The organism is Reichenbachiella carrageenanivorans (assembly GCF_025639805.1).
GTDB lineage: Bacteria > Bacteroidota > Bacteroidia > Cytophagales > Cyclobacteriaceae > Reichenbachiella > Reichenbachiella carrageenanivorans.
On sequence record NZ_CP106735.1, the window covers coordinates 2682229 to 2703051 of the forward strand.

At 41.9% G+C, this 20823-nt stretch carries 21 protein-coding genes and 1 tRNA gene; 18 read left to right on the top strand and 4 right to left on the bottom strand.

Annotation, left to right across the window (positions count from 1 at the left end; all coding sequences use genetic code 11):
- Position 1: 1 nt before the first annotated feature.
- The 9 genes from N7E81_RS10590 (at position 2) to N7E81_RS10630 (ending at position 7728) form a co-directional block, all read left to right on the top strand.
- The gene (locus tag N7E81_RS10590) at positions 2-790 is read left to right on the top strand and encodes an SAM hydrolase/SAM-dependent halogenase family protein (protein WP_263049565.1); all 789 of its coding nucleotides are present in this window, start codon (positions 2-4) and stop codon (positions 788-790) included.
- On the top strand, positions 787-1083 hold the full coding sequence (locus N7E81_RS10595) for a putative quinol monooxygenase (protein WP_263049566.1): 297 nt from the start codon (positions 787-789) through the stop codon (positions 1081-1083). Before N7E81_RS10590 ends, N7E81_RS10595 begins: the two co-directional genes overlap by 4 nt.
- Before the next feature lie 108 nt (positions 1084-1191).
- Positions 1192-1273 (top strand) — tRNA-Leu (locus N7E81_RS10600).
- Positions 1274-1493: 220 nt separating this feature from the next.
- Complete coding sequence (locus N7E81_RS10605) at positions 1494-2348, top strand: AraC family transcriptional regulator (protein WP_263049567.1); 855 nt, start codon at positions 1494-1496, stop codon at positions 2346-2348.
- A 183-nt stretch (positions 2349-2531) separates the two neighbouring features.
- Positions 2532-3536 carry an L-rhamnose/proton symporter RhaT gene (locus tag N7E81_RS10610; RefSeq protein WP_263049568.1) on the top strand — a complete coding sequence of 335 codons (1005 nt, stop codon included), beginning with the start codon at positions 2532-2534 and terminating at the stop codon, positions 3534-3536.
- A gap of 13 nt (positions 3537-3549) precedes the next feature.
- Complete coding sequence (locus N7E81_RS10615) at positions 3550-4719, top strand: mandelate racemase/muconate lactonizing enzyme family protein (RefSeq protein WP_263049569.1); 1170 nt, start codon at positions 3550-3552, stop codon at positions 4717-4719.
- The gene (locus tag N7E81_RS10620; protein WP_263049570.1) at positions 4691-6136 is read left to right on the top strand and encodes an aldehyde dehydrogenase family protein; all 1446 of its coding nucleotides are present in this window, start codon (positions 4691-4693) and stop codon (positions 6134-6136) included. The genes N7E81_RS10615 and N7E81_RS10620 overlap by 29 nt, the downstream gene beginning before the upstream one ends.
- Before the next feature lie 4 nt (positions 6137-6140).
- Positions 6141-7085, top strand: coding sequence for a 2-dehydro-3-deoxygalactonokinase (locus N7E81_RS10625; protein WP_263049571.1), 945 nt, complete (start codon positions 6141-6143; stop codon positions 7083-7085).
- Entirely contained in the window at positions 7078-7728 is a 651-nt protein-coding gene (locus N7E81_RS10630) for a bifunctional 4-hydroxy-2-oxoglutarate aldolase/2-dehydro-3-deoxy-phosphogluconate aldolase (protein ID WP_263049572.1), read from the top strand. The genes N7E81_RS10625 and N7E81_RS10630 overlap by 8 nt, the downstream gene beginning before the upstream one ends.
- A gap of 257 nt (positions 7729-7985) precedes the next feature.
- Here the strand turns inward: N7E81_RS10630 and N7E81_RS10635 are convergent, their stop codons facing one another.
- Together N7E81_RS10635 and N7E81_RS10640 are read right to left on the bottom strand one after the other, a co-directional pair.
- On the bottom strand, positions 7986-9464 hold the full coding sequence (locus N7E81_RS10635) for a Na+/H+ antiporter NhaC family protein (protein WP_263049573.1): 1479 nt from the start codon (positions 9462-9464) through the stop codon (positions 7986-7988).
- Position 9465: 1 nt separating this feature from the next.
- The gene (locus N7E81_RS10640; RefSeq protein WP_263049574.1) at positions 9466-9969 is read right to left on the bottom strand and encodes a TlpA family protein disulfide reductase; all 504 of its coding nucleotides are present in this window, start codon (positions 9967-9969) and stop codon (positions 9466-9468) included.
- A 96-nt stretch (positions 9970-10065) separates the two neighbouring features.
- On the opposite strand from N7E81_RS10640, the gene N7E81_RS10645 reads away from it, so the two are divergent.
- The 4 genes from N7E81_RS10645 to N7E81_RS10655 all read left to right on the top strand — a co-directional run bounded on the left by N7E81_RS10645 (position 10066) and on the right by N7E81_RS10655 (position 13000).
- Positions 10066-10644: a YceI family protein gene (locus N7E81_RS10645; RefSeq protein WP_263049575.1), complete on the top strand. Its 579-nt coding sequence runs from the start codon at positions 10066-10068 to the stop codon at positions 10642-10644.
- A 189-nt stretch (positions 10645-10833) separates the two neighbouring features.
- Entirely contained in the window at positions 10834-12333 is a 1500-nt protein-coding gene (locus N7E81_RS10650) for a sodium-dependent transporter (protein ID WP_263049576.1), read from the top strand.
- Positions 12330-12446, top strand: a complete 117-nt coding sequence (locus N7E81_RS19535; protein ID WP_456100563.1) for a MetS family NSS transporter small subunit — start codon at positions 12330-12332, stop codon at positions 12444-12446. Before N7E81_RS10650 ends, N7E81_RS19535 begins: the two co-directional genes overlap by 4 nt.
- Positions 12447-12529: 83 nt before the next feature.
- Entirely contained in the window at positions 12530-13000 is a 471-nt protein-coding gene (locus N7E81_RS10655) for a nucleoside triphosphate pyrophosphohydrolase family protein (RefSeq protein ID WP_263049577.1), read from the top strand.
- 8 nt (positions 13001-13008) lie between these two features.
- Here the strand turns inward: N7E81_RS10655 and N7E81_RS10660 are convergent, their stop codons facing one another.
- The gene (locus N7E81_RS10660; RefSeq protein WP_263049578.1) at positions 13009-14145 is read right to left on the bottom strand and encodes a glycosyltransferase family 4 protein; all 1137 of its coding nucleotides are present in this window, start codon (positions 14143-14145) and stop codon (positions 13009-13011) included.
- A gap of 156 nt (positions 14146-14301) precedes the next feature.
- Here N7E81_RS10660 and N7E81_RS10665 point away from each other — a divergent pair, with 156 nt between their 5' ends.
- The 3 genes from N7E81_RS10665 (at position 14302) to N7E81_RS10675 (ending at position 17280) form a co-directional block, all read left to right on the top strand.
- Positions 14302-15420 carry a phospholipase D-like domain-containing protein gene (locus tag N7E81_RS10665; protein WP_263049579.1) on the top strand — a complete coding sequence of 373 codons (1119 nt, stop codon included), beginning with the start codon at positions 14302-14304 and terminating at the stop codon, positions 15418-15420.
- Positions 15421-15514: 94 nt separating this feature from the next.
- A complete protein-coding gene (locus N7E81_RS10670; RefSeq protein ID WP_263049580.1) occupies positions 15515-16468 on the top strand; it encodes a CDP-alcohol phosphatidyltransferase family protein in 954 nt (317 codons plus the stop codon).
- 77 nt (positions 16469-16545) lie between these two features.
- Positions 16546-17280, top strand: a complete 735-nt coding sequence (locus tag N7E81_RS10675; RefSeq protein WP_263049581.1) for a phosphocholine cytidylyltransferase family protein — start codon at positions 16546-16548, stop codon at positions 17278-17280.
- Position 17281: 1 nt separating this feature from the next.
- Here the strand turns inward: N7E81_RS10675 and dinB are convergent, their stop codons facing one another.
- Complete coding sequence (gene dinB / locus N7E81_RS10680; protein WP_407692715.1) at positions 17282-18325, bottom strand: DNA polymerase IV; 1044 nt, start codon at positions 18323-18325, stop codon at positions 17282-17284.
- 293 nt (positions 18326-18618) lie between these two features.
- On the opposite strand from dinB, the gene N7E81_RS10685 reads away from it, so the two are divergent.
- Complete coding sequence (locus tag N7E81_RS10685) at positions 18619-20352, top strand: LptF/LptG family permease (protein WP_263049583.1); 1734 nt, start codon at positions 18619-18621, stop codon at positions 20350-20352.
- A gap of 78 nt (positions 20353-20430) precedes the next feature.
- Complete coding sequence (rpsO, locus tag N7E81_RS10690; RefSeq protein ID WP_263049584.1) at positions 20431-20706, top strand: 30S ribosomal protein S15; 276 nt, start codon at positions 20431-20433, stop codon at positions 20704-20706.
- The last annotated feature ends 117 nt before the right edge of the window (positions 20707-20823 follow it).

Genomic DNA, 20823 nt, shown 5'->3' on the forward strand with positions numbered 1-20823 from the left:
TATGGCCATCGTTACATTTCTTTCTGATTTTGGACAATCCGATCATTACGTGGCTGCGGTGAAAGCAAGCATCTTGAAAGAAAACCCTAATATCAAGATTGTTGACCTTTCTCATCAGATTTCGGTGGGAGATATAGGGCATGCTGCCTATGTGTTGGGAGCCGTTTTTCGTGATTTCCCAGAAGGTACTGTGCATGTTTTTGCTGTATCCAATACGACGAAACGCATTGTTAAAAATGTGGCGGTCAAACTGGAGAATCATATATTTATAGGAGAGGACTCGGGATTGATCTCGCTGCTAAGTGAAGATCGCCCTGCAGCTGTAGTAGATATCAATGGGGTGAAGCCAGTACGATCGCCATTTATAGCTAAAACTTTATTTGGCCCCTTGGCAGGAAAAATAGCTAGTGGCAAGGATATTCAGGATTTTGGGAAGCGTTTAGATGACATCGAGCGTTTGATGCCTTCACGAGCTAAAGCAACCAAGAAACAAATCGCAGGCAATGTGATTCGAATAGATCATTATGGGAATTTGATTACCAATATTTTGAAAACGGACTTTGATGCCATATGGAAAATCAACGATCATTTCCCGTATGTGATTAATTTTAGACGGGAGAAAGTATTGCAATTGCATAATCATTATTCGGATGTGACTTCGGGCGAATGTTTTGTCTTATTCAACTCTATGGGACGATTACAAATTGGTATCAATCAAGGTAGGGGAGCAGAGTTGCTAGGATTGATGATAGGAGATCAGGTATTTATTGACTTTACTATAGACTCATGATCATACGCATCGTCAGGATGACATTTGAGGATCAATACGTAGATCGATTTCTAGAGATTTTTGACATGAGCAAAGAGAAAATTAGATCGTTTCCTGGGTGTCGGCATTTAGAGCTCTTGGTAGACGTTCAACATCCAAATATTTTTAGCACTTACAGTATGTGGGAAAATGAATCTGATTTGAATAAATATCGTGATTCTGAGCTTTTTGGGCAGGTATGGCCAGATACTAAGAAGCTTTTTGCTGCACCTGCTGTAGCAAATTCATACTATCAGAAAATAAAATTAGGCTGATTTCATTCGAGCTATTGACTTCTTGAAATTCTTTAGATATGTTTGCATCCCTTTTGAAAGAGAGGATACCAGAGTGCAACTTTTATAATACTAAAAGTGCCGTATAATGCCCAGGTGGCGGAACTGGTAGACGCGCTAGACTCAAACTCTAGTGGCTTCGGCCGTGCCGGTTCGATTCCGGCCCTGGGTACTAAAACCCCTGATAATCCATTGATTGTCAGGGGTTTTGTTTTTTAATGGTGGCAAGTTTGGTGGCAACAATTTTTGAAATATTTGTTTTTTGCTTTTAAATGGCTCAGAATTCATTCGAATAACACACCTTCGTGATCATTTTTTCATCAGATTGGATTCAGTTAAATCCTTTAAAGTCGTATTTATGATATTGTACAAATCGATTATTTTTGTGAGCTATGAAGTTGGTCCTAAAGGAAGAAGACAATTTTTTAAATGATAGATTAAACATCGTCAAGAAGGAAATCCCTTGTTTAGATTCTTCATGGCATTATCATTCACAGTATGAGCTGCTGTACATCTCAAAAAGCTCGGGTATTCGTTTTGTAGGAGATAGTGTGTCTCAGTTTTCTGCTGGAGATTTGGTGTTGGTAGGGCCATATTTGCCGCACTTGTGGCGAAACGATGCGACCTACTATCAAGACAAGACCAATAAGGTGAATACCATCATTTTTAAGTTTACTAAAAATTTCTTGGGAGAGGGCACCTTTGAGCAGCCAGAATTTTCCGACATCAATTCCATCTTGGAACAGTCCAAATTCGGTGTCTGTTTCGATGCCTCTATCAGCTCAGTGTTGCACGACGAGTTGATTAATATAGTTGATTTATCACCAGTAGAGAAGTCTATAAAATTGCTCAATATCCTGCATCGATTATCTATATCGGATAAGAAAATCGTATTGTCCTCTTCGGATATGCGTCAATATACGTCCGAAAACTCAGATCGTCTGGACTCGGTATTGAAGCATATATCCGATCACTATGCAAGCAATATTACACTCAACGATGTCGCAGATATTGCCTGTATGACGACCAATTCTTTTTGTAGGTTTTTTAAGAAAATGACTAATAAGTCGTTTACCCAATTTTTGAATGAAGTAAGAATAAGAAACGCTTCGCGTATTCTTGTGCAAGAGGATCAGGCCGTGACCGAAATTTGCTACATGGTAGGGTACAATTCAGTTACTAATTTTAATAAGCAGTTTAAGCAAATCATGGGGACTACCCCTCAGAATTACCGAAAAACACTATAAGTAAGCTTCAATAGAAGTATGATAAGCTTTAAAACAGCTGGCTTTGAGCTGGTTAACGAGTTTGTTGTGAATGGTGGAGGATAATTAAGGGAAGGTTTAGGGGTAAAATAGGGCAGACAACGGGTAAATTAAACCAACCTCTTTGCCTCCTGATTCAGTTTTTTTGTAAAAAAGAAAATTGAAATGGAATTTGTTTTACCCTTTATCCTCGTCTTGTTCGCCAGTTTCTTCCAAGGTACATTTGGCCTAGGTATGAAGCATATCGCTCCTCTGAAATGGGAGGCATGGTGGCTCCTTCACTCATTTGTCGCTATGATCTTCGTGCCCATGGTATGGGCGTCTATCGTAGTGCCAGACCTATTTGATGTCATAGCACAGACGGACAATGCTGCGCTTTCATCTGCCATGCTCTATGGTTTTTTGTGGGGTATTGGGGGTATCCTTTTTGGAGTCAGTGTAGAGTATACAGGTATTTCCATTACATACGGTATCGTGATGGGGCTAGCAGCCTCTATGGGTTGTGTCATTCCATTGATTCAGATCGATGGAGCCATGAATCAACCAGCTTTCCCTATTATACTTATTGGTGTTACACTCTTGTTAGTAGGTGTTGCCATTACAGCTATAGCAGGTGTACAGCGAGATAAAAAGCAAACAGATGTAGATCAAACAGGGAAGTCGATCAAAGTAGGTATCCTGATCGCAGTTGCTAGTGGAGTCTTGTCTGCATTTCTAAATGTAGGTTTTTCTAATGCAGCACCTGTAGCAGACATAGCAATTAACCAATTTGGAGCAGGCCCTCGGGATGCTAGTTTGGCGGCTTGGGTAGTTGTACTCATCGGAGCGTTTGCTATGAATGGCGGTTACGCTTTATTCTTATTGGTTAAAAATAATTCGTGGAGTTCTTACCGAGTATCCAATAGTGGCAAGGCTTATAAGTGGGCTATTCTTGCAGGTGTATTTTGGTTTGCCGCGCTTGGCGTATATGGACAAGGAGCTGCCCTTATGGGGAGTCTAGGTCCTGTGATCGGTTGGCCTATTCTTCTAGGGCTGGCACTAGTCATTAGTAATATATGGGCGTACAGAGGGGGAGAATGGCAGAATGCCCAAAAGCCATTCAAAATTTTATTAGCAGGACTAATAGTGTTGATCATTGCTATTTGTATTCTGGGATACGCCAATTATTAAGAAAGATAGTACCATGAAAATAGCTAAAATTGAACCATTCGTCATTTTTCATCAACTAGATACGCCGTTCTATTTTTCTCAATGGCAATACGATACACGTAAAATTTGCATCGTCAAGATTACCTTAGAAGATGGAACCTACGGCTGGGGGGAAGGGTATGGGCCTGCTAGTGTGATCAAGTCAGGGGTAGAGTTTTTCTCCTCATTTATCATAGGTATGTCGGCACTTGAACACGAAAATGTGTGGCAAGAGATGTATCTACGATCGATGGATTATGCCAGAAGTGGCATCTTGCAAGCGGCCATCAGTGCCATCGATATCGCATTGTGGGATATCAAAGGTAAGCTGCTGGATCAGCCAGTATCTGTTTTGCTAGGAGGCGTAAAAAACCCAAAAATAGAGCCCTATGCTACGGGATTGTATTTCGAGAGAGTAGCAGATTTAGAAAAAAAATTGGTAGACGAAGCTTTGCTATACAAGCGGCAGGGATTCAAAGCCACTAAAATGAAAGTGGGTTTGAGTATCGAGGAGGACTTGAGGTACATCAAAGCCATTCGAGAAGCGATAGGGCCAGAGATGAGGTTGATGATAGACGCGAACCATGCATATTCATACCAAGAGGCACTCAAACTTTCGCTTGCGGCAGAACAGTACGACATCAGCTGGTTCGAAGAGCCAGTGTCTCCTGAGGATTACGAAGGCTATCGAAAGCTCAGAGAAAAAACAAAAATCCCGATTGCAGGAGGGGAATGTGAATATCTTAAATTTGGTTTTAAGCGCTTGTTGGAAAATGAATGTGTGGATATCGTACAGCCTGATATATGCGCGGCTGGTGGACTGACAGAAGCCAAGCGTATCGCCACGCTGGCACAGGTATATAGCAAGGATGTGGTGCCGCACTCATGGGGCACATGGATTGCGATCAGTGCTGCGGCACATTTTGTGGCCAATTTGGACAAAAACCCTGGCAGGATGTATGGAGACCTACCAACAATGGAACTAGACCGCACAGAAAACGCACTCAGAGACGAAGTAACGAAACATGAATTGCTGATCGAAAAAGGAATTTTGCACGTGCCTAATACACCTGGTTTAGGCGTGGAAGTGTGTGATCAAGCATTAGAGAAATATTTATTTAAAGAAGAAATTAAAGATGAATCAGTCGTTGAAATTCGGGAATAAAAAACTTTACATAAACGGAGAATTGAGAGATGCTTCTAATGGAAAAACCTTTGAAGTAATCTGCCCTGCGGACGAAACAGCTATCGCCACCATCGCATGGGCGAGCAAAGAAGATACTGAATTGGCACTGAAAAGTGCAAAGCAAGGATTTGACTATTGGTCAAAACTGCCTTTGGCTGAGCGCCAGGAATGGATTGGCAAACTCAGAGATAAGTTATTAGAAAACAGTGATTTGCTTCGTGAAAGTATCATGTACGAAATGGGCAAAACTTGGGAAGGGTCTGAAGAGGATTTGACCAGTATTACCAATTCGCTACAGTACTATTCGGACGAGATGAATAATCGTCAGGATATTCCGATTGCAGACAAAGAAGGAACCCATGAGCACCGTATTGTGCAGCAGCCTTTGGGAGTGTCGGTTGCCTTTTTGGCATACAATTTCCCTCTGCTCAACTTAGGATTCAAATTAGGTCCAGCACTCGCAGCGGGATGTAGTGTGATCTTAAAACCTTCAGAATTTTCGCCAGTATCAGCCTATATCATAGGCGAAATTTGTGCGGAAATCGGTTTCCCGAAAGGGGTAATCACCGTGATATGTGGGGACCTGCCAAACGTAGGGATACCGCTTTGTGAAAGCAAAATACCTAGCCTGATCACCATGATCGGGTCTACAGAGACGGCACAAAAGCTGATCGAGCAGAGCAGTAAAACATCGATCAAGCGCTATAGCATGGAGTGCGGTGGCAATGCCCCTTTCATCGTGTTTGATGATGCGGACTTGGACTTGGCGATCACCCATGGTGCGGCCTTGAAAATGGGTAACTCAGGTCAAATCTGCGTGGCACCTAATCGCTTTTTCATTCACGAGTCGGTAATCGATGCTTTTACAGCTGGTGTGGCTGAGAAATTCGAAAACGCAAAAGTGGGATTTGGTAGAGAAAATAAGCCAGATATGGGGCCGCTGACCAACCAACGGTCTGTGGAGAAAGTATCACACATCGTGAAAGAAGCTCAGAATCAAGGGGGAAAACTAGTGACTGGCGGCAAGCCGAAAGAAGGTCCAGGTTATTACTTTGAACCCACAGCGATCCGCTTGGACAACCAAGAGGCAGCGATTTTGCAAGAAGAAATTTTCGGGCCAGTAGCCATCATTGTGCCTTTCAAAACCAAGGAAGAAGTGATCGAGTTGGCCAACAACACAGATGCAGGATTGGCGTCTTATGTGTATTCTAAAAAGGAAGAGAATTTGAACTATTTCATCGAACATTTGGCTTTTGGTGAAGTCCACCTCAATGGCTTGAAATTCGATATTTATTTGCCACACGGCGGAATCAAAAACAGTGGTATTGGTGTAGATTGCTCAAACTATGCACTTGATGATTACCTAATCAGAAAGCGAGTAACCAAAGCACTATAAACGCATGAGCGTATCAGAATACTTTATCAGCTGTGACTGGGGTACTTCCAATTTTAGACTTAGATTGGTAGAGAGCCAAACTTTAAAGGTTTGTTATGAACATCGTACGTCTGTAGGAGTGAAGTCGCTTCATGAGCAATATATAGCACAAGGAGGAGGAGACCAATTGCAGTTTTTTGCTGATTATCTAAGTAGGGAATTGACTCATTTTCCAGAAGGAAGTCGAGCATATCAAATCGTAGCATGTGGTATGGCATCGGCAAACATTGGACTCAAAAATTTAGCGTACGCTTCTTTGCCTATAACGGCTGACGGGCAGAGCCTTTTGGCAGAGTCCTTAACTTTGAATGGTTTACAGATATTGTTGGTGTCTGGTGTGAAAGCTCAAGACAGCATGATGCGGGGGGAGGAAATTCAAGCCGTTGGGTTAGCGGGTCATTTGCAGCATTATGAACAAGCTATCTTGCTGCTGCCTGGTACGCATAGCAAACATATTCACTACGCGGATGGAGCGTACCATGCGTTTAGTACCTATATGACTGGCGAATTATTTGACATCCTGACTAAGCAGAGTTTGCTGGCCAGTTCGGTAGCGGCCAGTGTATGGACTGCCGACCGTCAAGGAGCCTTTGAAGAAGGCGTGAAGTTGGGACTACAAGGTCAGATGAATAGTAGTTTGTTTAAGATCAGAGCCAAGGAAATACTTGATGGACAAGACAAAAAAGACAATTATTATCTACTTAGCGGCCTGCTGATTGGAGACGAATTGGCTTCGCTGCAAGGTACGAACCAGCAGGTGGTCATGGCTGCGGCTAGTCCTATATTCGACTTGTATCGTCTAGCTTTGAATACTTTTTTACCGTCGGGTCAATTGGTTTTGCTCGGAGAAAAAGTGCAGGAAGAAGCCTTATTGGCAGGACAAAGGAAAATATTGACATATCATGAATAGTAAGGATGAATTTTCGTGGGAAGCTTTCCACAAAGCACCTATTGTAGGGATTATACGTGGAATGGATATAGATTCGGTGAGAGGGATCGCGCAGGCGTATCTGGATGCTGGTCTATATACCTTGGAAGTGACTATGAATACTGCAGGGGCAAGTGAAATCATCGCAGCGATTCGTAGTGAGTTTCCTGCGCTCAATGTAGGTGCTGGTACAGTTTGCACCGTTTCAGATTTTAAAAAAGCCATCGATGCGGGTTCGCAGTTTATCGTGACGCCGATCATCGATGAAGAGGTGATCAAAAGTGCCGTTGCGCAGCAAATACCCATATTTCCAGGGGCGTATTCACCCACAGAGATATATAAGGCTTGGTCGTTGGGTGCTTCGGCAGTCAAGGTATTTCCAGCCACGCAATTGGGTGTCCAGTATATCAAGGATGTATCGGCTCCACTCAACGACATTAAGTTATTGCCTACGGGCGGTGTGTCTCAAGACAATATCAAATCATTTTTTGAGGCAGGCGCTGTAGGTGTGGGTATGGGCAGTTCTTTGCTTCACAAGGAACTGATCAAAGCCAAAGACTTCGAAGGGTTGGCAGCACATTTCTCAAGTATTAAAGCCGAGATACAGCTTTTTATTTCCAACTAAAGTCCAATTCTACAGCAACAGTTGAAAAGTCTCTATAGCTACTGTGGTGTTTTTTAAAACCACTCTTTGTTGCTTCTAACTCTGTAGTTTAAAATGTTTTCAGGTGTTTCGTGTCGGCTTCTACCAACTCAGTGACCAGCCAAATTTTTAATGACTTTAAACCTTGATTTTTTAGCTTCGGATTCTTTTGTAATTGACATTTCGTTTCTTAGTTACTTACATTAACGTGGAGTTGGGTGGTGATTTGATAGGGTGATTTATATCAAAAAACCTAAGATTAGATATAGTACAAAGGTCGCACCACCGGCAGTAAGGGCGTAGGGCAGTTGGGTGTTGACATGGTCTACATGGTCGCTGGCTGAAGCCATAGATGAGATGATAGTGGTGTCTGATATGGGCGAACAGTGATCGCCAAATACCCCACCGCCTATAGCGGCTGCTATGGCCAAATGAGGGTCGGTGCCCATCGACTGTGCCATGGGCACAGCGATAGAGATCATGATCGCAAAAGTGCCCCAAGAGGTACCTGTACTAAAGGCAATAAAGCAGCTCACCAAAAATACGATGGCAGGCACAAGGTTTGGCGAAAGCCAAGCCTTAGAAATTTCAGCTACGTACAAGCCCGTTTTCAGCTCTTTGCACAGACTTCCTAATGCAAACGCGAATACCATCAGAATGGCCAATGAGACCATGCCCGACATGCCTTTGAGAGAGAGATCTACCATTTCTTTGATGCCCAATAGTCCTTGCGCCTTGTATATGCCCATGGCTACCAAGATTGCCGTAGCGACGGAGGTAAGCACAGAGGTAGAACCCGAGCCCTGACCCATGGCGCGCAAGGCCAGGTTGAGGAAATCGCCTTGGTTAGTGTCTAGCTCACTCCATCCCGTATAGATCAGCATGAGGGGCATCATTACGATCATGGTCGTGATGGGCAAGATCATATTGATGCTGCGGTGTGCGATGTTTGCCTTGGCATCGAGCATAGACACTTCGTCTGAGATCATAGGAGTAGCGCCATCAGCGATCAGCTTGCCCTCTTCTTTGGCACGGCATTCGGCTTTTTTCATGGGGCCGTAGTCCTTACCTGTGAAGATTACATAGGCTACGAGACTCAAGGCGAGAAAGGGGTAGAAATTATAGGGCAAGGCACGCATCATTGTGGCAAATGGCTTGTCAAATCCTTGCATCACGAGTAGCCCCATGATGTAGGCGCCCCAGGCGTTGAACGGGAAGATGATGCAGGAAGGAGCCGAACTAGAATCTGCCAAGTAGGCGAGTTTTTCTCTAGGTATTTTGAGGTTGTCGAATATCGGACGATAGAGCGTGCCTACGGTGAGGATAGAGATGTTGGATTCTACAAAAATGATGATGCCCGTGAGTGAGGCAAAAATCTGTACCAGTCGGCGGTTGCTTTGGTGTTTGGTTTCTTGGTGTTCGAGCTTACTTTTGACTACTTCGATAAATCCTGCCACACCACCAGATCGTTGGATCAGAGCGATGAGTGCACCTATGAGCAGGGTGAAAATAATGGTGCGGGTGTTGCCAGCGTCTTCGAATACAGCTACGAAGGCATTGAGTGTAGCAAAGGAACCAGAGAGTGGATTGCCACCATTGATGATAACCCAGCCGATCCAAATGCCTAGGGTGAGGGATAGAAATACCTGCTTGGTGCGTAGAGCCAGGCCTATGGCTACCAGAGGAGGAACTAACGACCAAAATCCGTATTCGCTCATGTTATTGTACGTCTCTTAAACTGGTCAACATGTCCTCGCTGTCCCACTTCACTGCGCCAGTGATTTTGCGAATTTGTTCGCCCTTGGTGTTGTAGATCATAGTAGTGGGTAGCGATTGGATACCGAGGTCTTGGATTTTTCCATTGAGTTTAGCAAAAGTTAGGTTGAAACCTCTTTCTTTTTCAAAGGTTTTGATCTTGTCTATGTCTTGGTCTGAGACCAAAAAGAAAACGTAGTTTTCGTCCTTGAGTCTATCGGCTGCTACTTGTATGTCAGGCATTTCGGCGATGCATGGCTTGCACCAAGTCGCCCAGTAGTTGATAAATACACGCTTGCCTATTAGGTCAGCCAGTTGGTAATAAGTGCCATCTGTGGCTTGGAAAAAGTGCTCGGGTTGCGGGGCGGTTGTTTCTATGGCTTCAGTATTGATTTCTCCGTTGGATTTGGGTGAAGAGCAACCAAAAACAAGGAAGGATAGCAGGCAAACGTATAGAGTTGTTTTCATGTGGGAGTCGTATTTATCAAATTCCAAACATAGCATATTTTTCATAGGATATGTTTTTAAAAATGATTATATTCAGACAAACAACTCTACGTCAAAATGAAAAATACTTTAGCACTCCTGTTCTCTGTTTTTATAGTGAGTTCTGCACAGGCACAAACTCGCTGGAAAGCAGACCCTGCACACTCCTCTATACAGTTCGAAGTTTCACATTTAGCTATATCTACCGTGTCAGGTAAGTTTACGGAATTTAGTTGTGAGCTACAATCTAAAAAGCACTCATTCGAAGGTGCGAAAATCGATGCCAAAGTCGAAGTAGGGAGTGTGACCACCGACAACCTGACGAGAGACAAGCACCTGAAAGAAGATGATTTTTTCAATGCTTCCAAATATCCACAGATGACTTTTGTAAGTGAGTCGTTTAAAAAAATGGAGAATGATCAGTATGAAATATCAGGCACACTCACGATCCGAGATGTGAGTAAAAAAATAACATTTCCAGCTACCTATAGTGGTATGATCAATATGGGTAATCGGACGATTAGCGCATTCAAAGCCAATTTTAAGATCAATAGATTTGATTACAAATTGACGTGGGATGATACTTTGGATACAGGCAGCCTCGTAGTGGGTGAGGACGTAAATGTTCAGCTGAATTTAGAACTCGTAAAGATTTAACGAGTAAATTAATTATATAAATGGGAAGAGGTTTTCGAAAGGAGACCTCTTTTTTTGATGCGATTTAGATCCATCTGCCGCAGATATAACTATTCTTTTTTCCTGTCAATTTTTTCCATAATATTGACGGGCGTTACAAAAAACAACGGCATAGCGTCGGTTGGTCTGTAGCGCAACAACAACCAAAATATGAGTCAGACAGATACAGATCAGTTTAGTAGTCGATGGGGAATCATTTTAGCGTCGCTAGGAATGGCCATTGGTGCGGGCAACCTTTGGCGCTTCCCCAGATTAGCTGGGCAATACGGCGGCACCTTCATCCTCTTATGGATTTTATTTTTGTTTATCTGGTCGATACCACTGCTTTTGGCAGAATTCGCCATTGGCAAGAAATTTAAAAAAGGAGTGATAGGCTCTTACGCCCAGCTGGCAGGCAAAAAGTATACGTGGATGGGTTTTTTCATTACCATCTGTACTTTGGGGATTGCTTTTTATTACTCAATCGTGACTGCGTGGGCTTTGCGCTATTTTGGATTTTCACTTGCTAATTTATTTTCAAGTCAATCGCTCAGTGAAAAACTCGTAGAGAATCCAGAGTATCTCAATCAGTTTTGGACCTCCATTTCTAATGCCAACTGGATCACTGTAGGGTTATATATCATGAATATATTCCTTGGTGTATTTGTACTATCTAAAGGCATACAAAAAGGTCTGGAAAAAGCCAATCGTATATTGATTCCCAGCTTGTTCGTTCTATTGCTGATCATAGCTGCGCTGGCGCTCAATATGGATAATGGCATTCGAGGATTGGAGTACATGTTTTCTATCCATTGGGCGGATTTTTCTAATGCTAAAATCTGGATAGAGGCCTTGACCCAATCGGCCTGGTCTACAGGTGCAGGCTGGGGACTGATGATGACCATATCCTCATACTCTAGAAAAAATGAAGAGATCACCCTCAATACTTTTATTAGTGCTTTTGGAAACAATACCGCTTCGCTAGTAGCAGGCATGGCGATACTGCCCGCAGTATTTGCGCTGGCACCGTCTTACGAAGGGGCTGTGTCTTATCTGCAGTCTGGCAATCAGGCCTTGACATTCACGATTATACCCAAATTGTTTGCGACGTTCCAAGGTGGAGATATCTTGTCGTTGATCTTTTTTGCGGCGTTGTTTTTGGCTGCTTTTAGTTCGCTGTTACCCATGATAGAACTCTTTGCCAGAAACATGAATGACTTAGGGTTTACCCGAAAAAAAGCTATGACGCGAGTGGTCATTTTCTTTATCATTTTTGGATTTCCTTCTGCCTATTCTTTGGATTTTTTTTCCAATCAAGATTGGGTGTGGGGGGTAGGGTTGATCGTTACGGGGTTGTTTATCCTGTTTGCGGTAGTGAAAGCTGGCGCTAAAAAATTTAAAGAAGAGCTGATGGATGAAAATTCAGATTTTAAAGTCTCTACACGTTATTTTGTGATTTGTATGAGTGGCAATATGGTCTTGGCTATATTTCTAATCTACTGGTGGCTATCGCAAGGTTATAGTGCTTATCCGTGGTTTGATGCGGATGGCCATTGGAATGTATTCGATGTATATAGTAATGCAACCACTTTGACGCAATGGGCCGCGGTGATGCTTGTTGGGATAGTGATGAATAAATTTTTGTACAACAAATTCGCAGCAAAAAAATGAGTGCTTCAGCAATTTTTGGAATGATCTTGATTTTAAGTATAGTGATCGGCGGGTTTGTATATTTCCTGTCTATGGCTATTCGCAATGAATCTAAGAAAAAAGAAGATTCGTAATTTTTAGTGTCCTACATCTTTGTGTTTTAAAGCCCGAATGAAGAATTTCGAGCTTCCAATTTTCAATTTCAAAAAACAAGTCCATGGAGAAGATCGATTCACTCAATCAGGTTGCCGAATTTCATAAAACATTCAAACACCCCATAGTGGATACACCAGCGATACCTGATGCTAAGCGTTGTGCCCTTCGGGTAGAGTTGATCTCTGAGGAATTGAAAGAGTTACAGGAAGCCATCGAAAACAACGACTTGGTGGAAGTAGCCGATGCCTTGTGTGATATTCAGTACGTACTGTCAGGGGCGGTACTAGAGTTTGGACTAGGTAGTAAGTTCGTGGAGCTATTCAACGAAGTGCAGCGCTCCAATATGAGCAAAGCCTGTAAAACCATGGCAGAAGCGGAAGCAACTGTGAAGCATTACAAAGAAAACAAAGGCACCGATAGCTACATCAAAGAAGCGGATGGATTGTATCTCGTATACCGCAAGGAAGATGACAAGACCTTGAAATCTGTGGATTACTCACCAGCAGACTTGAAGGGGATATTGGGGGAATAAAAGTTCATCTATTTCCTTTTCATCACCTCTTCATACACCTCATACACCTGATGGGTGATGTGTTCCCATTCGTAGGCTTTGGCCTCAGCGATACCCCAGTCCGACATTTCCTTTCGGATATCTTCGTGTAGATATAGCTTTTCTATTTTGTCGGTCAGGGCTTGTAGGTCTCTAGGTTTGGGGAAGTACTCGTCCCATGGCGATTTGATTACGTTGAGATATCCTTCATTACCAAACCCGGCCACTGGCGTGCCACAGGCCATGGCTTCTAATAGTACAATACCGAAACTCTCTCCATAGATGGCTGTCGCCAAAAGTACATCTGCCGTGCGAATCAAGTTGGCTTTGATCTCTTCGTCGATAAAACCCAAAAAGATCACATCGTCCAAGTTGTTGTCTTTCACAAAATCCAGAGCCTCTTGTTTTTGTTCGCCGTCTCCTGCGATCAACAAGCGGATGTCGGGGTATTTGGCCTTCAGTGTTCTAAAGGCTTTGAGTGTGTAAAATAGCCCTTTTCGTTCTTCGAATCTGCCTAAAAACAGTAGATTGAATTTACCATCCTTGTACTCAGCCAAGGGCTCGAATGAGGTGTTGAACTGCTCAGGGTTGATCCCATTGGGGATGATGGTGGGATCTTTGGATAGGAAAGATTTCACGTACTTGGATTGCGATTCAGATACCGAAATCATATGATCGGCCACTTTCCATACTAGGCTTGCCGCCAAAGGCATCAGAATAGGGCCTACGAATTTCTGCATCAAAAAAGTGTCTGCAGGGGTGTCGTGAAACGTGCCCACATGTTTGGCTTTGGAGTAGTACCGCACCTGATAGGTCATAAATGGTGTCCATCCATTGTGAAAATGGAGAAGATCAAATTGCTCCTCGGCTAAATACTTTTTTAGTTCTTCTACTTCTTCGCCTTTAGCGATGTTGATGTCGATCTCAGTACCACCCCATAGATTGGTGCTGCGGCCTTTGCCGATGAGTTTTACGTTTGGATCCGTGATGGATTCTGCATTTACGTTTGGGGCTATAATCTTAACCTCGTGCCCCATTTTTCTTAAATAAATAGCTAGGTTTTCGATATGGGCTTTTACACCACCTGGTCTGGACCAGTCGTACGGACATACTTGAGCTATCTTCATAGAAAGGGATACTTGATTAAAGACGCAAAAAAACAATATTTTGAAGAGTGTCAAGCATTACTTGTCATTTTTTAGCAATACTGGATGTGTAGCCTTCGGTAATTGCGCTTTTCAACTAATTTTGCTGTTTTCTTTTTCTAACCCATCAAAAATAAAATGACAGGACAGGTATTGGTAGACTCAGAGGCGTTTAAGATTCGCTTTGAGGCATTAGCCGCTAAGGCGCAAAAAAGTATATACATCCAAGCCATGTCTTTTGAAGGAGATACCGTGGGTGAGTGGCTCATAGATACCCTGGTGGCTTCTCCCGCAAAGGATATTCAGTTGTGCCTCGATTCTTATTCTAAGTTTGTGATCAATGACCGTTTTATCTATAGTCTGGGCTATTTCAAAGATGAAGCATTTCGGGAGGAGGTGAAAAACACAGCGGCTATCATCGCCAAGGCAAGGGCGCACGGTATCCAGGTGAAATACACCAATCCATTAGGCTTTTTGTTTTTGAAATACCCACACCGCAACCATAAAAAAATGGTAGTGATCGACGAAGAGGTTTCCTTTATTGGTGGGCTCAACTTCTGCGAGCACAATTTTGAATGGCACGACATGATGGTGGAGATGCATAGTGTGGACATGGTGAAGTCGCTGTCCAACGACTTTCACCGCTCAGTTGCTGAAGACGATCAATCCACGGTAGACGAATTAGGAGATACCAAAATGTACTACCTCGATGGCTACAGAAGCAAAGAGATTTATAAAGAAGTCTTTCGTCATATCGACGAAGCGAAGACGTCCATTCAGATTTTTTCTCCCTATGTTTCAGATCCGCTACTCAGCTACGCAAGAAATCATAAGCAAGATGGTGTGCAGTTGGATATTGTGTCGCCAGGGATCAATAACAAGAATATATTCAAAGCCATTCTGACCAATGAATTGATGAAAGGGTATTTCAATTTCTATGAATATCAGGGTAGAATGTCGCACCTTAAAGCCATTTTGATCGATGGTAAGCAGCTGATTTGTGGAAGTAGCAATTTTGACTTTATCAGCTATTATTTTGAAGAAGAAGTAGTGATGATTACAACTAATCAGGAAATAGTACAAGATTTTATCAGCAAAATATCAAAGCCAGACCTTGCAAACAGTATTTTGAAAAAAAGTTTGGGGGATAAACGGAGCATCGTTGTCCCACTATTGTTCGCTGGCATCAGTAGGCTTTGTCATCTAGTGGCGACAGTTATCAATTTGAAATATATCTTTCAAAAGTCATCACACTAGGACGAAAGCTTGAAGTGCAATATTTAGTTTAAATTTGCAGCCGCATAAGAGCTAGCGTTCGATTGACCAAAATTGAAACAATAATACGCATCGCATGTTACGTAGCATAAGAAATCACTTCCATAATCATAATGAAGAAGTAAAGGCCACCATCAAATTGATGGATATCGAAGAAAGATTTGATATGGCATTTAGCCGGTTCTTTGGATTGTATTTTGCTAAAATGGGCAAATTCTTTAATATGACGCCTACTCAGGTATCCATTATTAGTTTAATTATTGGTGTGGCTGGCGGTTATATGCTCTTTTATCAAGACAGTTGGGTGATTACGGTTTGGGCCTCAGTGCTCATTACACTCGCAGGTGTACTGGATAGCGCAGATGGTCAGTTGGCAAGAATGACTGGTCAATCTACGGAATTGGGGAGGTTTATAGATGGTTTTATTGATAGTGCGATATTTATCGCTTGTTACTTGTCTGCTTGTGCATACTATGTGCAAGGGGAGATGGGATGGTCGATCTTTTTATTAGCGATTCCTGCGGGAATGGTATCGCATATCTTTGCTTCTCAGGTGTATGATTTTTATAAGAGCGAATTTCTTTACTACATAGCAGGATCTGAAGGATCCAAAGTAAAAAAAGTGGAAGAGCTAACAAGTACAGCTGAAGAGACTGGGTTTTGGGATAAGTTTTTTCGAGCGATAGAAATCGATTATACCAAGAGACAATGGATGCTAGTGACTCGTACGGAGGAAATGAGAGACGTCTACGAAGAAGTGGCATTCAACGACGATACCCGAGAGCAGTTTGTAGAAAGATATAGAGCTACTTTCCATCCAATTATGTTTTGGTGGGCGCTCGTAGGAGGTACAAATACACACCGTACCTTGATCATGCTATTTAGTGTTATGGGGAGGTTCGATTTGTATTTAATTGTGTGTTTGATCAAATTGATTCCTATTGCCATAGTGATGCTAGCGCAAAAATTCCTAGATGAAGACTTCTTGAAACAACTGAAATACCAGTTTGTAACTCAGAAATCTGCCTAATTTCATTATCTATTCGGTAATATATCGTTGATAATTCGCTAACATTGCGCTCCTTATCAACTGATTACAATCTTTATATGGTCTGTGTAATACTCGCCGCTGGCAAAAATCTACGTTTGAATTTGGGACTACCGAAATCTGCTTTGACAGTAGGAGGGCAAAGCCTAATGGAACGTCACATTGACCAATTTCAAAAGATAGGTGTTACAGATTTTGCGGTAATTACTGGTTTTCATAGACCAGCTTTAGAAGAAATTTGTGACGATATTCGCTCAAAGTATAACGCGAACATTACGACGATATACAACGACAAATACGAGTTGGAAAACGGCTATTCGTTGTATGCAGCCAAAGATTGGGTGCGAGAGCTGGGAGAAGAAGAATTTTTCTTTACGATGGCTGATCATTATTACGAGGAGGCGTTTCTTGAAGATCTCAAAGGCAAGTTAATTTTTGATCAGGGGGCTTATTTGAAGCTGGCTGTGGATGTGCCTGGTGAGCACAATGGACACATTGACCTCGAAGATGTGACTAAGGTTGATGCCGATGACTACATTAGCCGTATAGGCAAAGAGATAGAAGGCTACAATTATTATGATACAGGTTTGTTCTATGTGAAGAAAAATGTATTTGATGTATTGGACCACATTGCCACTAATCAAAAGTTGTCTATTTCTAATTTGGTGACTCATTTGGCGGCTGAGAAAAAAGCTCGGGTGATCGAAGTGGTTGGCTACTACTGGAACGATATCGATACGCCAGAGGACTTTAAAAGTTCACAAGATCACTTGGCGTTGAGGGCTGCGAAATAAATTAAAACTCAAGGGTTAGTTGCCAGCCTTTGTCTTCCTTATCTTCTGTATTCAAATTAGACAACCCTAACCCAAGTAGGCGAATGGGGCGATTCATTAAGTCTTTGTCTTTTGTGATTTCGAGCCAAATGGGAGCGTACTCTTCATGTTTTCCAAGCCATTGTTGGATGGTTTTGCTACGAGTTACTTGTTCAAAATCGGCATATTTGATTTTGATATTTACCGTTTTTCCTAAGATGGAATTAGTCGAAAGGCGTTTTTCCAGTTCGTGAGATAATACATGCAATTCGGTATGCACTTCAGCGATGTCTGTTAGGTCGTGATCGTAGGTGTTTTCAATACTCACAGATTTTCGAATACGGTTAGGGTTTACAGGTCTGTTGTCTATCCCTCTACAGATATTGAAATAGTAGGCACCACTTTTCCCAAAATTTTTGGTAAGAAACCCAAGTGATTTGCGTTTGAGATCAAGTCCATTGTGAATACCCATACGTTTCATTTTTTCAGTAGTCACTTTGCCCACTCCAAAAAAATCTTTGATATTGAGTGTTTCAATAAAAGCTACGGCCTCTTCAGGTTTGATTAGTTTCATGCCGTTGGGTTTGTTTATATCGGAGGCGGTTTTAGCTAGAAATTTATTGATTGAAATACCCGCTGAGCAGGTAAGCTGAGTCGCATCGAAAATTTTTTGTCGGATTTCTTGGGCAATTAGTGTGGCAGAAGGTAGACCTAGTTTGTTGTTGGTCACGTCGAGGTAAGCTTCGTCTAATGAAAGGGGTTCTACCAAATCTGTATAGTTCAGAAAGATACTTCGAATCACCTGAGAAACTTCTTTGTATACATCAAATCTTGGTTTGACGAAAGTCAATTGAGGGCATTTTCGGTAGGCGATTACAGATGGCATTGCAGATCGCACACCATACTTTCGGGCTTCATAAGATGCCGCAGCCACTACTCCTCTCGATCGGCTGCCACCCACGGCTACAGGTTTGCCTCTGAGTTCGGGGTGATCCCTCTGCTCTACCGAGGCATAAAAGGCATCCATATCGATGTGTATGATTTTCCGTATGGCTAAATTGTCAGACAATCTTGATTTGGCTTTATATTATCATTTATTAATGTGAAATTTGCTCCACTCACTACCGATAGTAATACGAATATAGAGGTCGATGAATAAGTCTAAAAAGATATTTTTTGTGGCAGTATTTTTGTTTTTGATGCTTTTGTTGTGGATAGTGGTCGATTTTGCCAAACACACCAAGTTTCGTGGCGCTACAAATATGATTAATATTATTCAGGTACTTTGAACACTCCATTTTCTTATATCAGCAGGCCAGCATGAAAAAACTCGATAAACTTCTTCTCAAATCCTTTATCGGGCCATTTGTGATCACCTTTCTCGTAGCAGTATTTATCCTATTGCTAGTCTATATGATGAAATACTTCGACGATTTCATTGGTAAGAATTTAGGTTTTATGGTTTTGGGGGAGTTGATGGGATATTTCAGTATCAATCAAATGCCCATGGCTTTGCCGTTGGCCGTGCTGATTTCATCTCTGATGACTTATGGTAAATTAGGCGAGCATTTTGAACTCACAGCAATCAAAGGGTCGGGTATCTCTTTGCTGCGGATCATTTTGCCCACTTTTGTGTTTTGCGTCCTATTGGCCATTGGTGCATTCTTGCTCAATAACTATATTGTGCCTAAGGCCAACCTACGAGCATTTAGCTTACTATATGATATCAAGCAAACCAAGCCATCGATGGACTTGCGCGAAGGTCAGTTTTATAATGGGATTCCTAAATACAGTATTAAAATTGAAAAAAAATACCCTGATGGTATCTCTATCAAGAATATTGTGATTTATGATCACACAGAGGGAGATGGAAACAAACGCGTGATTATAGCAGATTCTTGTCGAATGTATTCTTTCATGGGAGATCGTTATCTCAAAATGGATTTGTATAATGGCAATCATTATATAGAAGAGGAAGAAAAGTCAGGAAGAAAAAATAAGGATGAAGTGGCTCAGTTTGTCAGAACTAAATTTGCTAATATGGATTTGGTATTTAGTTTGGCCTCGTTCGATTTGAATGATACCGACGAAAGTCTATTTGCAGACAATAGGTATATGAAAGGGATCAAGGAACTCAATAGCAGTATCGACTCTATGAGCCATTCGATGATGGATTCGAAATACAAAGTATATGGCAGTGTGGCTGGAGCTTATCGATTGCATATGGCAGGTTATTTAGAACCACCCATGGGTTTGGTTGAGAAAAAACATGAAGTAGATTCGATAAGAGAGGCAAAGAAAGTGTTGCAGGATTCGTTGAAACGAATGGAGGAATTGGCTCTTGTGGCGGATTCGCTAGAGCAGCTAGGGGAGGCGAAAATTGATTCTTCGGCTAAGAAAAAAGCAAAACGGAAAACCTATCAAAAACCTGGCCTTGTAACGAGCAAAGGTGTGGTTAAGTCAAAGAGCAATCCATTGGCTGTCAAGAAGAAGAAAAAAGTAAAGTTTGATAGTCTTTACATTTCTAGTGATTCGCTGATTGCGGTGGTGAAATTGAAAATGGATAGTGTATACCAAGAGCAAGGAGTAAGAGACCAAGTGCTGTCTCGGGCTGTAGGCAATGCGCGAAACATCAAGTCCACGCTCAATAGTACAGTGCTCAGAATGAAGAGCCTAAAAACCTCTTTGGATTCTCACGTAGTAGAGAAATATAAAAAGTATGCGCAGGCATTTTCATGTATCGTGATGTTTTTGATAGGAGCGCCATTGGGTGCTATTATCAAAAGAGGAGGGCTGGGTTTTCCGGTGATTATCTCCATTTTCTTCTTTATTATCTTTTATGTACTGACTAGTGTAGGCGATAAGTGGGCAAAAAGTGGTGTGGTAGATGGGTTTTATGCGGCTTGGATGGCCAATTTTGTGCTGTTTCCAGTTGGGGTATTTTTCCTGAAGCAGGCGCGTAAGGATGCCAAGATTTTTGATGCAGACTTTTACAGTGTTTGGATAGATAAAATTAAAAACTGGTGGGTCGCAAGGGTAAACAAAAAGCAATAGTCTAGAGCTTTGTTTTTAATGAATTGTATGCCTATTTTTGCCGTTCGAAAAAATATATAATTAAACTTTTTACTAAGCATGTATTTAGCAACAGATAAGAAAGAGGAAGTCTTCGAAAATCATGGTCGGTTAAAGTCTAAGAAGGATACAGGTTCTGCGGAATCTCAAATCGCTCTCTTTACTTACCGAATTAATCACTTGACTGCTCATTTAAAAGGGCATAAAAAAGATCACTCAACGAGATTGGGTCTTTTGAAATTGGTAGGAAAGAGAAGAAGTCTTCTCGATTACCTATACAAAAAAGATATCGAGAGATATAGAGCGATTATCGCTGAATTAGGATTAAGAAAATAAAAATATGCGCAAAAGGAAGTCTCTCACGGGCTTCCTTTTTTGTTCTTTCTCACTCGTTAATTTCAAATTTTGACATTACTCACACTCAATTTTATTAGTCAAAATTTAAAAAATTAC

Coding starts and splice junctions, on each gene's coding strand:
- N7E81_RS10610 (WP_263049568.1), top strand. CDS start 2,532: ATGGAATTTGTTTTACCCTTTATCCTCGTCTTGTTCGCCAGTTTCTTC.
- N7E81_RS10685 (WP_263049583.1), top strand. CDS start 18,619: ATGAAAAAACTCGATAAACTTCTTCTCAAATCCTTTATCGGGCCATTT.
- N7E81_RS10670 (WP_263049580.1), top strand. CDS start 15,515: ATGTTACGTAGCATAAGAAATCACTTCCATAATCATAATGAAGAAGTA.
- N7E81_RS10660 (WP_263049578.1), bottom strand. CDS start 14,145: ATGAAGATAGCTCAAGTATGTCCGTACGACTGGTCCAGACCAGGTGGT.
- rpsO (WP_263049584.1), top strand. CDS start 20,431: ATGTATTTAGCAACAGATAAGAAAGAGGAAGTCTTCGAAAATCATGGT.
- N7E81_RS19535 (WP_456100563.1), top strand. CDS start 12,330: ATGAGTGCTTCAGCAATTTTTGGAATGATCTTGATTTTAAGTATAGTG.
- N7E81_RS10655 (WP_263049577.1), top strand. CDS start 12,530: ATGGAGAAGATCGATTCACTCAATCAGGTTGCCGAATTTCATAAAACA.
- N7E81_RS10605 (WP_263049567.1), top strand. CDS start 1,494: ATGAAGTTGGTCCTAAAGGAAGAAGACAATTTTTTAAATGATAGATTA.
- N7E81_RS10665 (WP_263049579.1), top strand. CDS start 14,302: ATGACAGGACAGGTATTGGTAGACTCAGAGGCGTTTAAGATTCGCTTT.
- N7E81_RS10630 (WP_263049572.1), top strand. CDS start 7,078: ATGAATAGTAAGGATGAATTTTCGTGGGAAGCTTTCCACAAAGCACCT.
- N7E81_RS10625 (WP_263049571.1), top strand. CDS start 6,141: ATGAGCGTATCAGAATACTTTATCAGCTGTGACTGGGGTACTTCCAAT.
- N7E81_RS10650 (WP_263049576.1), top strand. CDS start 10,834: ATGAGTCAGACAGATACAGATCAGTTTAGTAGTCGATGGGGAATCATT.
- dinB (WP_407692715.1), bottom strand. CDS start 18,325: ATGGATGCCTTTTATGCCTCGGTAGAGCAGAGGGATCACCCCGAACTC.
- N7E81_RS10595 (WP_263049566.1), top strand. CDS start 787: ATGATCATACGCATCGTCAGGATGACATTTGAGGATCAATACGTAGAT.
- N7E81_RS10615 (WP_263049569.1), top strand. CDS start 3,550: ATGAAAATAGCTAAAATTGAACCATTCGTCATTTTTCATCAACTAGAT.
- N7E81_RS10640 (WP_263049574.1), bottom strand. CDS start 9,969: ATGAAAACAACTCTATACGTTTGCCTGCTATCCTTCCTTGTTTTTGGT.
- N7E81_RS10645 (WP_263049575.1), top strand. CDS start 10,066: ATGAAAAATACTTTAGCACTCCTGTTCTCTGTTTTTATAGTGAGTTCT.
- N7E81_RS10590 (WP_263049565.1), top strand. CDS start 2: ATGGCCATCGTTACATTTCTTTCTGATTTTGGACAATCCGATCATTAC.
- N7E81_RS10635 (WP_263049573.1), bottom strand. CDS start 9,464: ATGAGCGAATACGGATTTTGGTCGTTAGTTCCTCCTCTGGTAGCCATA.
- N7E81_RS10675 (WP_263049581.1), top strand. CDS start 16,546: ATGGTCTGTGTAATACTCGCCGCTGGCAAAAATCTACGTTTGAATTTG.
- N7E81_RS10620 (WP_263049570.1), top strand. CDS start 4,691: ATGAATCAGTCGTTGAAATTCGGGAATAAAAAACTTTACATAAACGGA.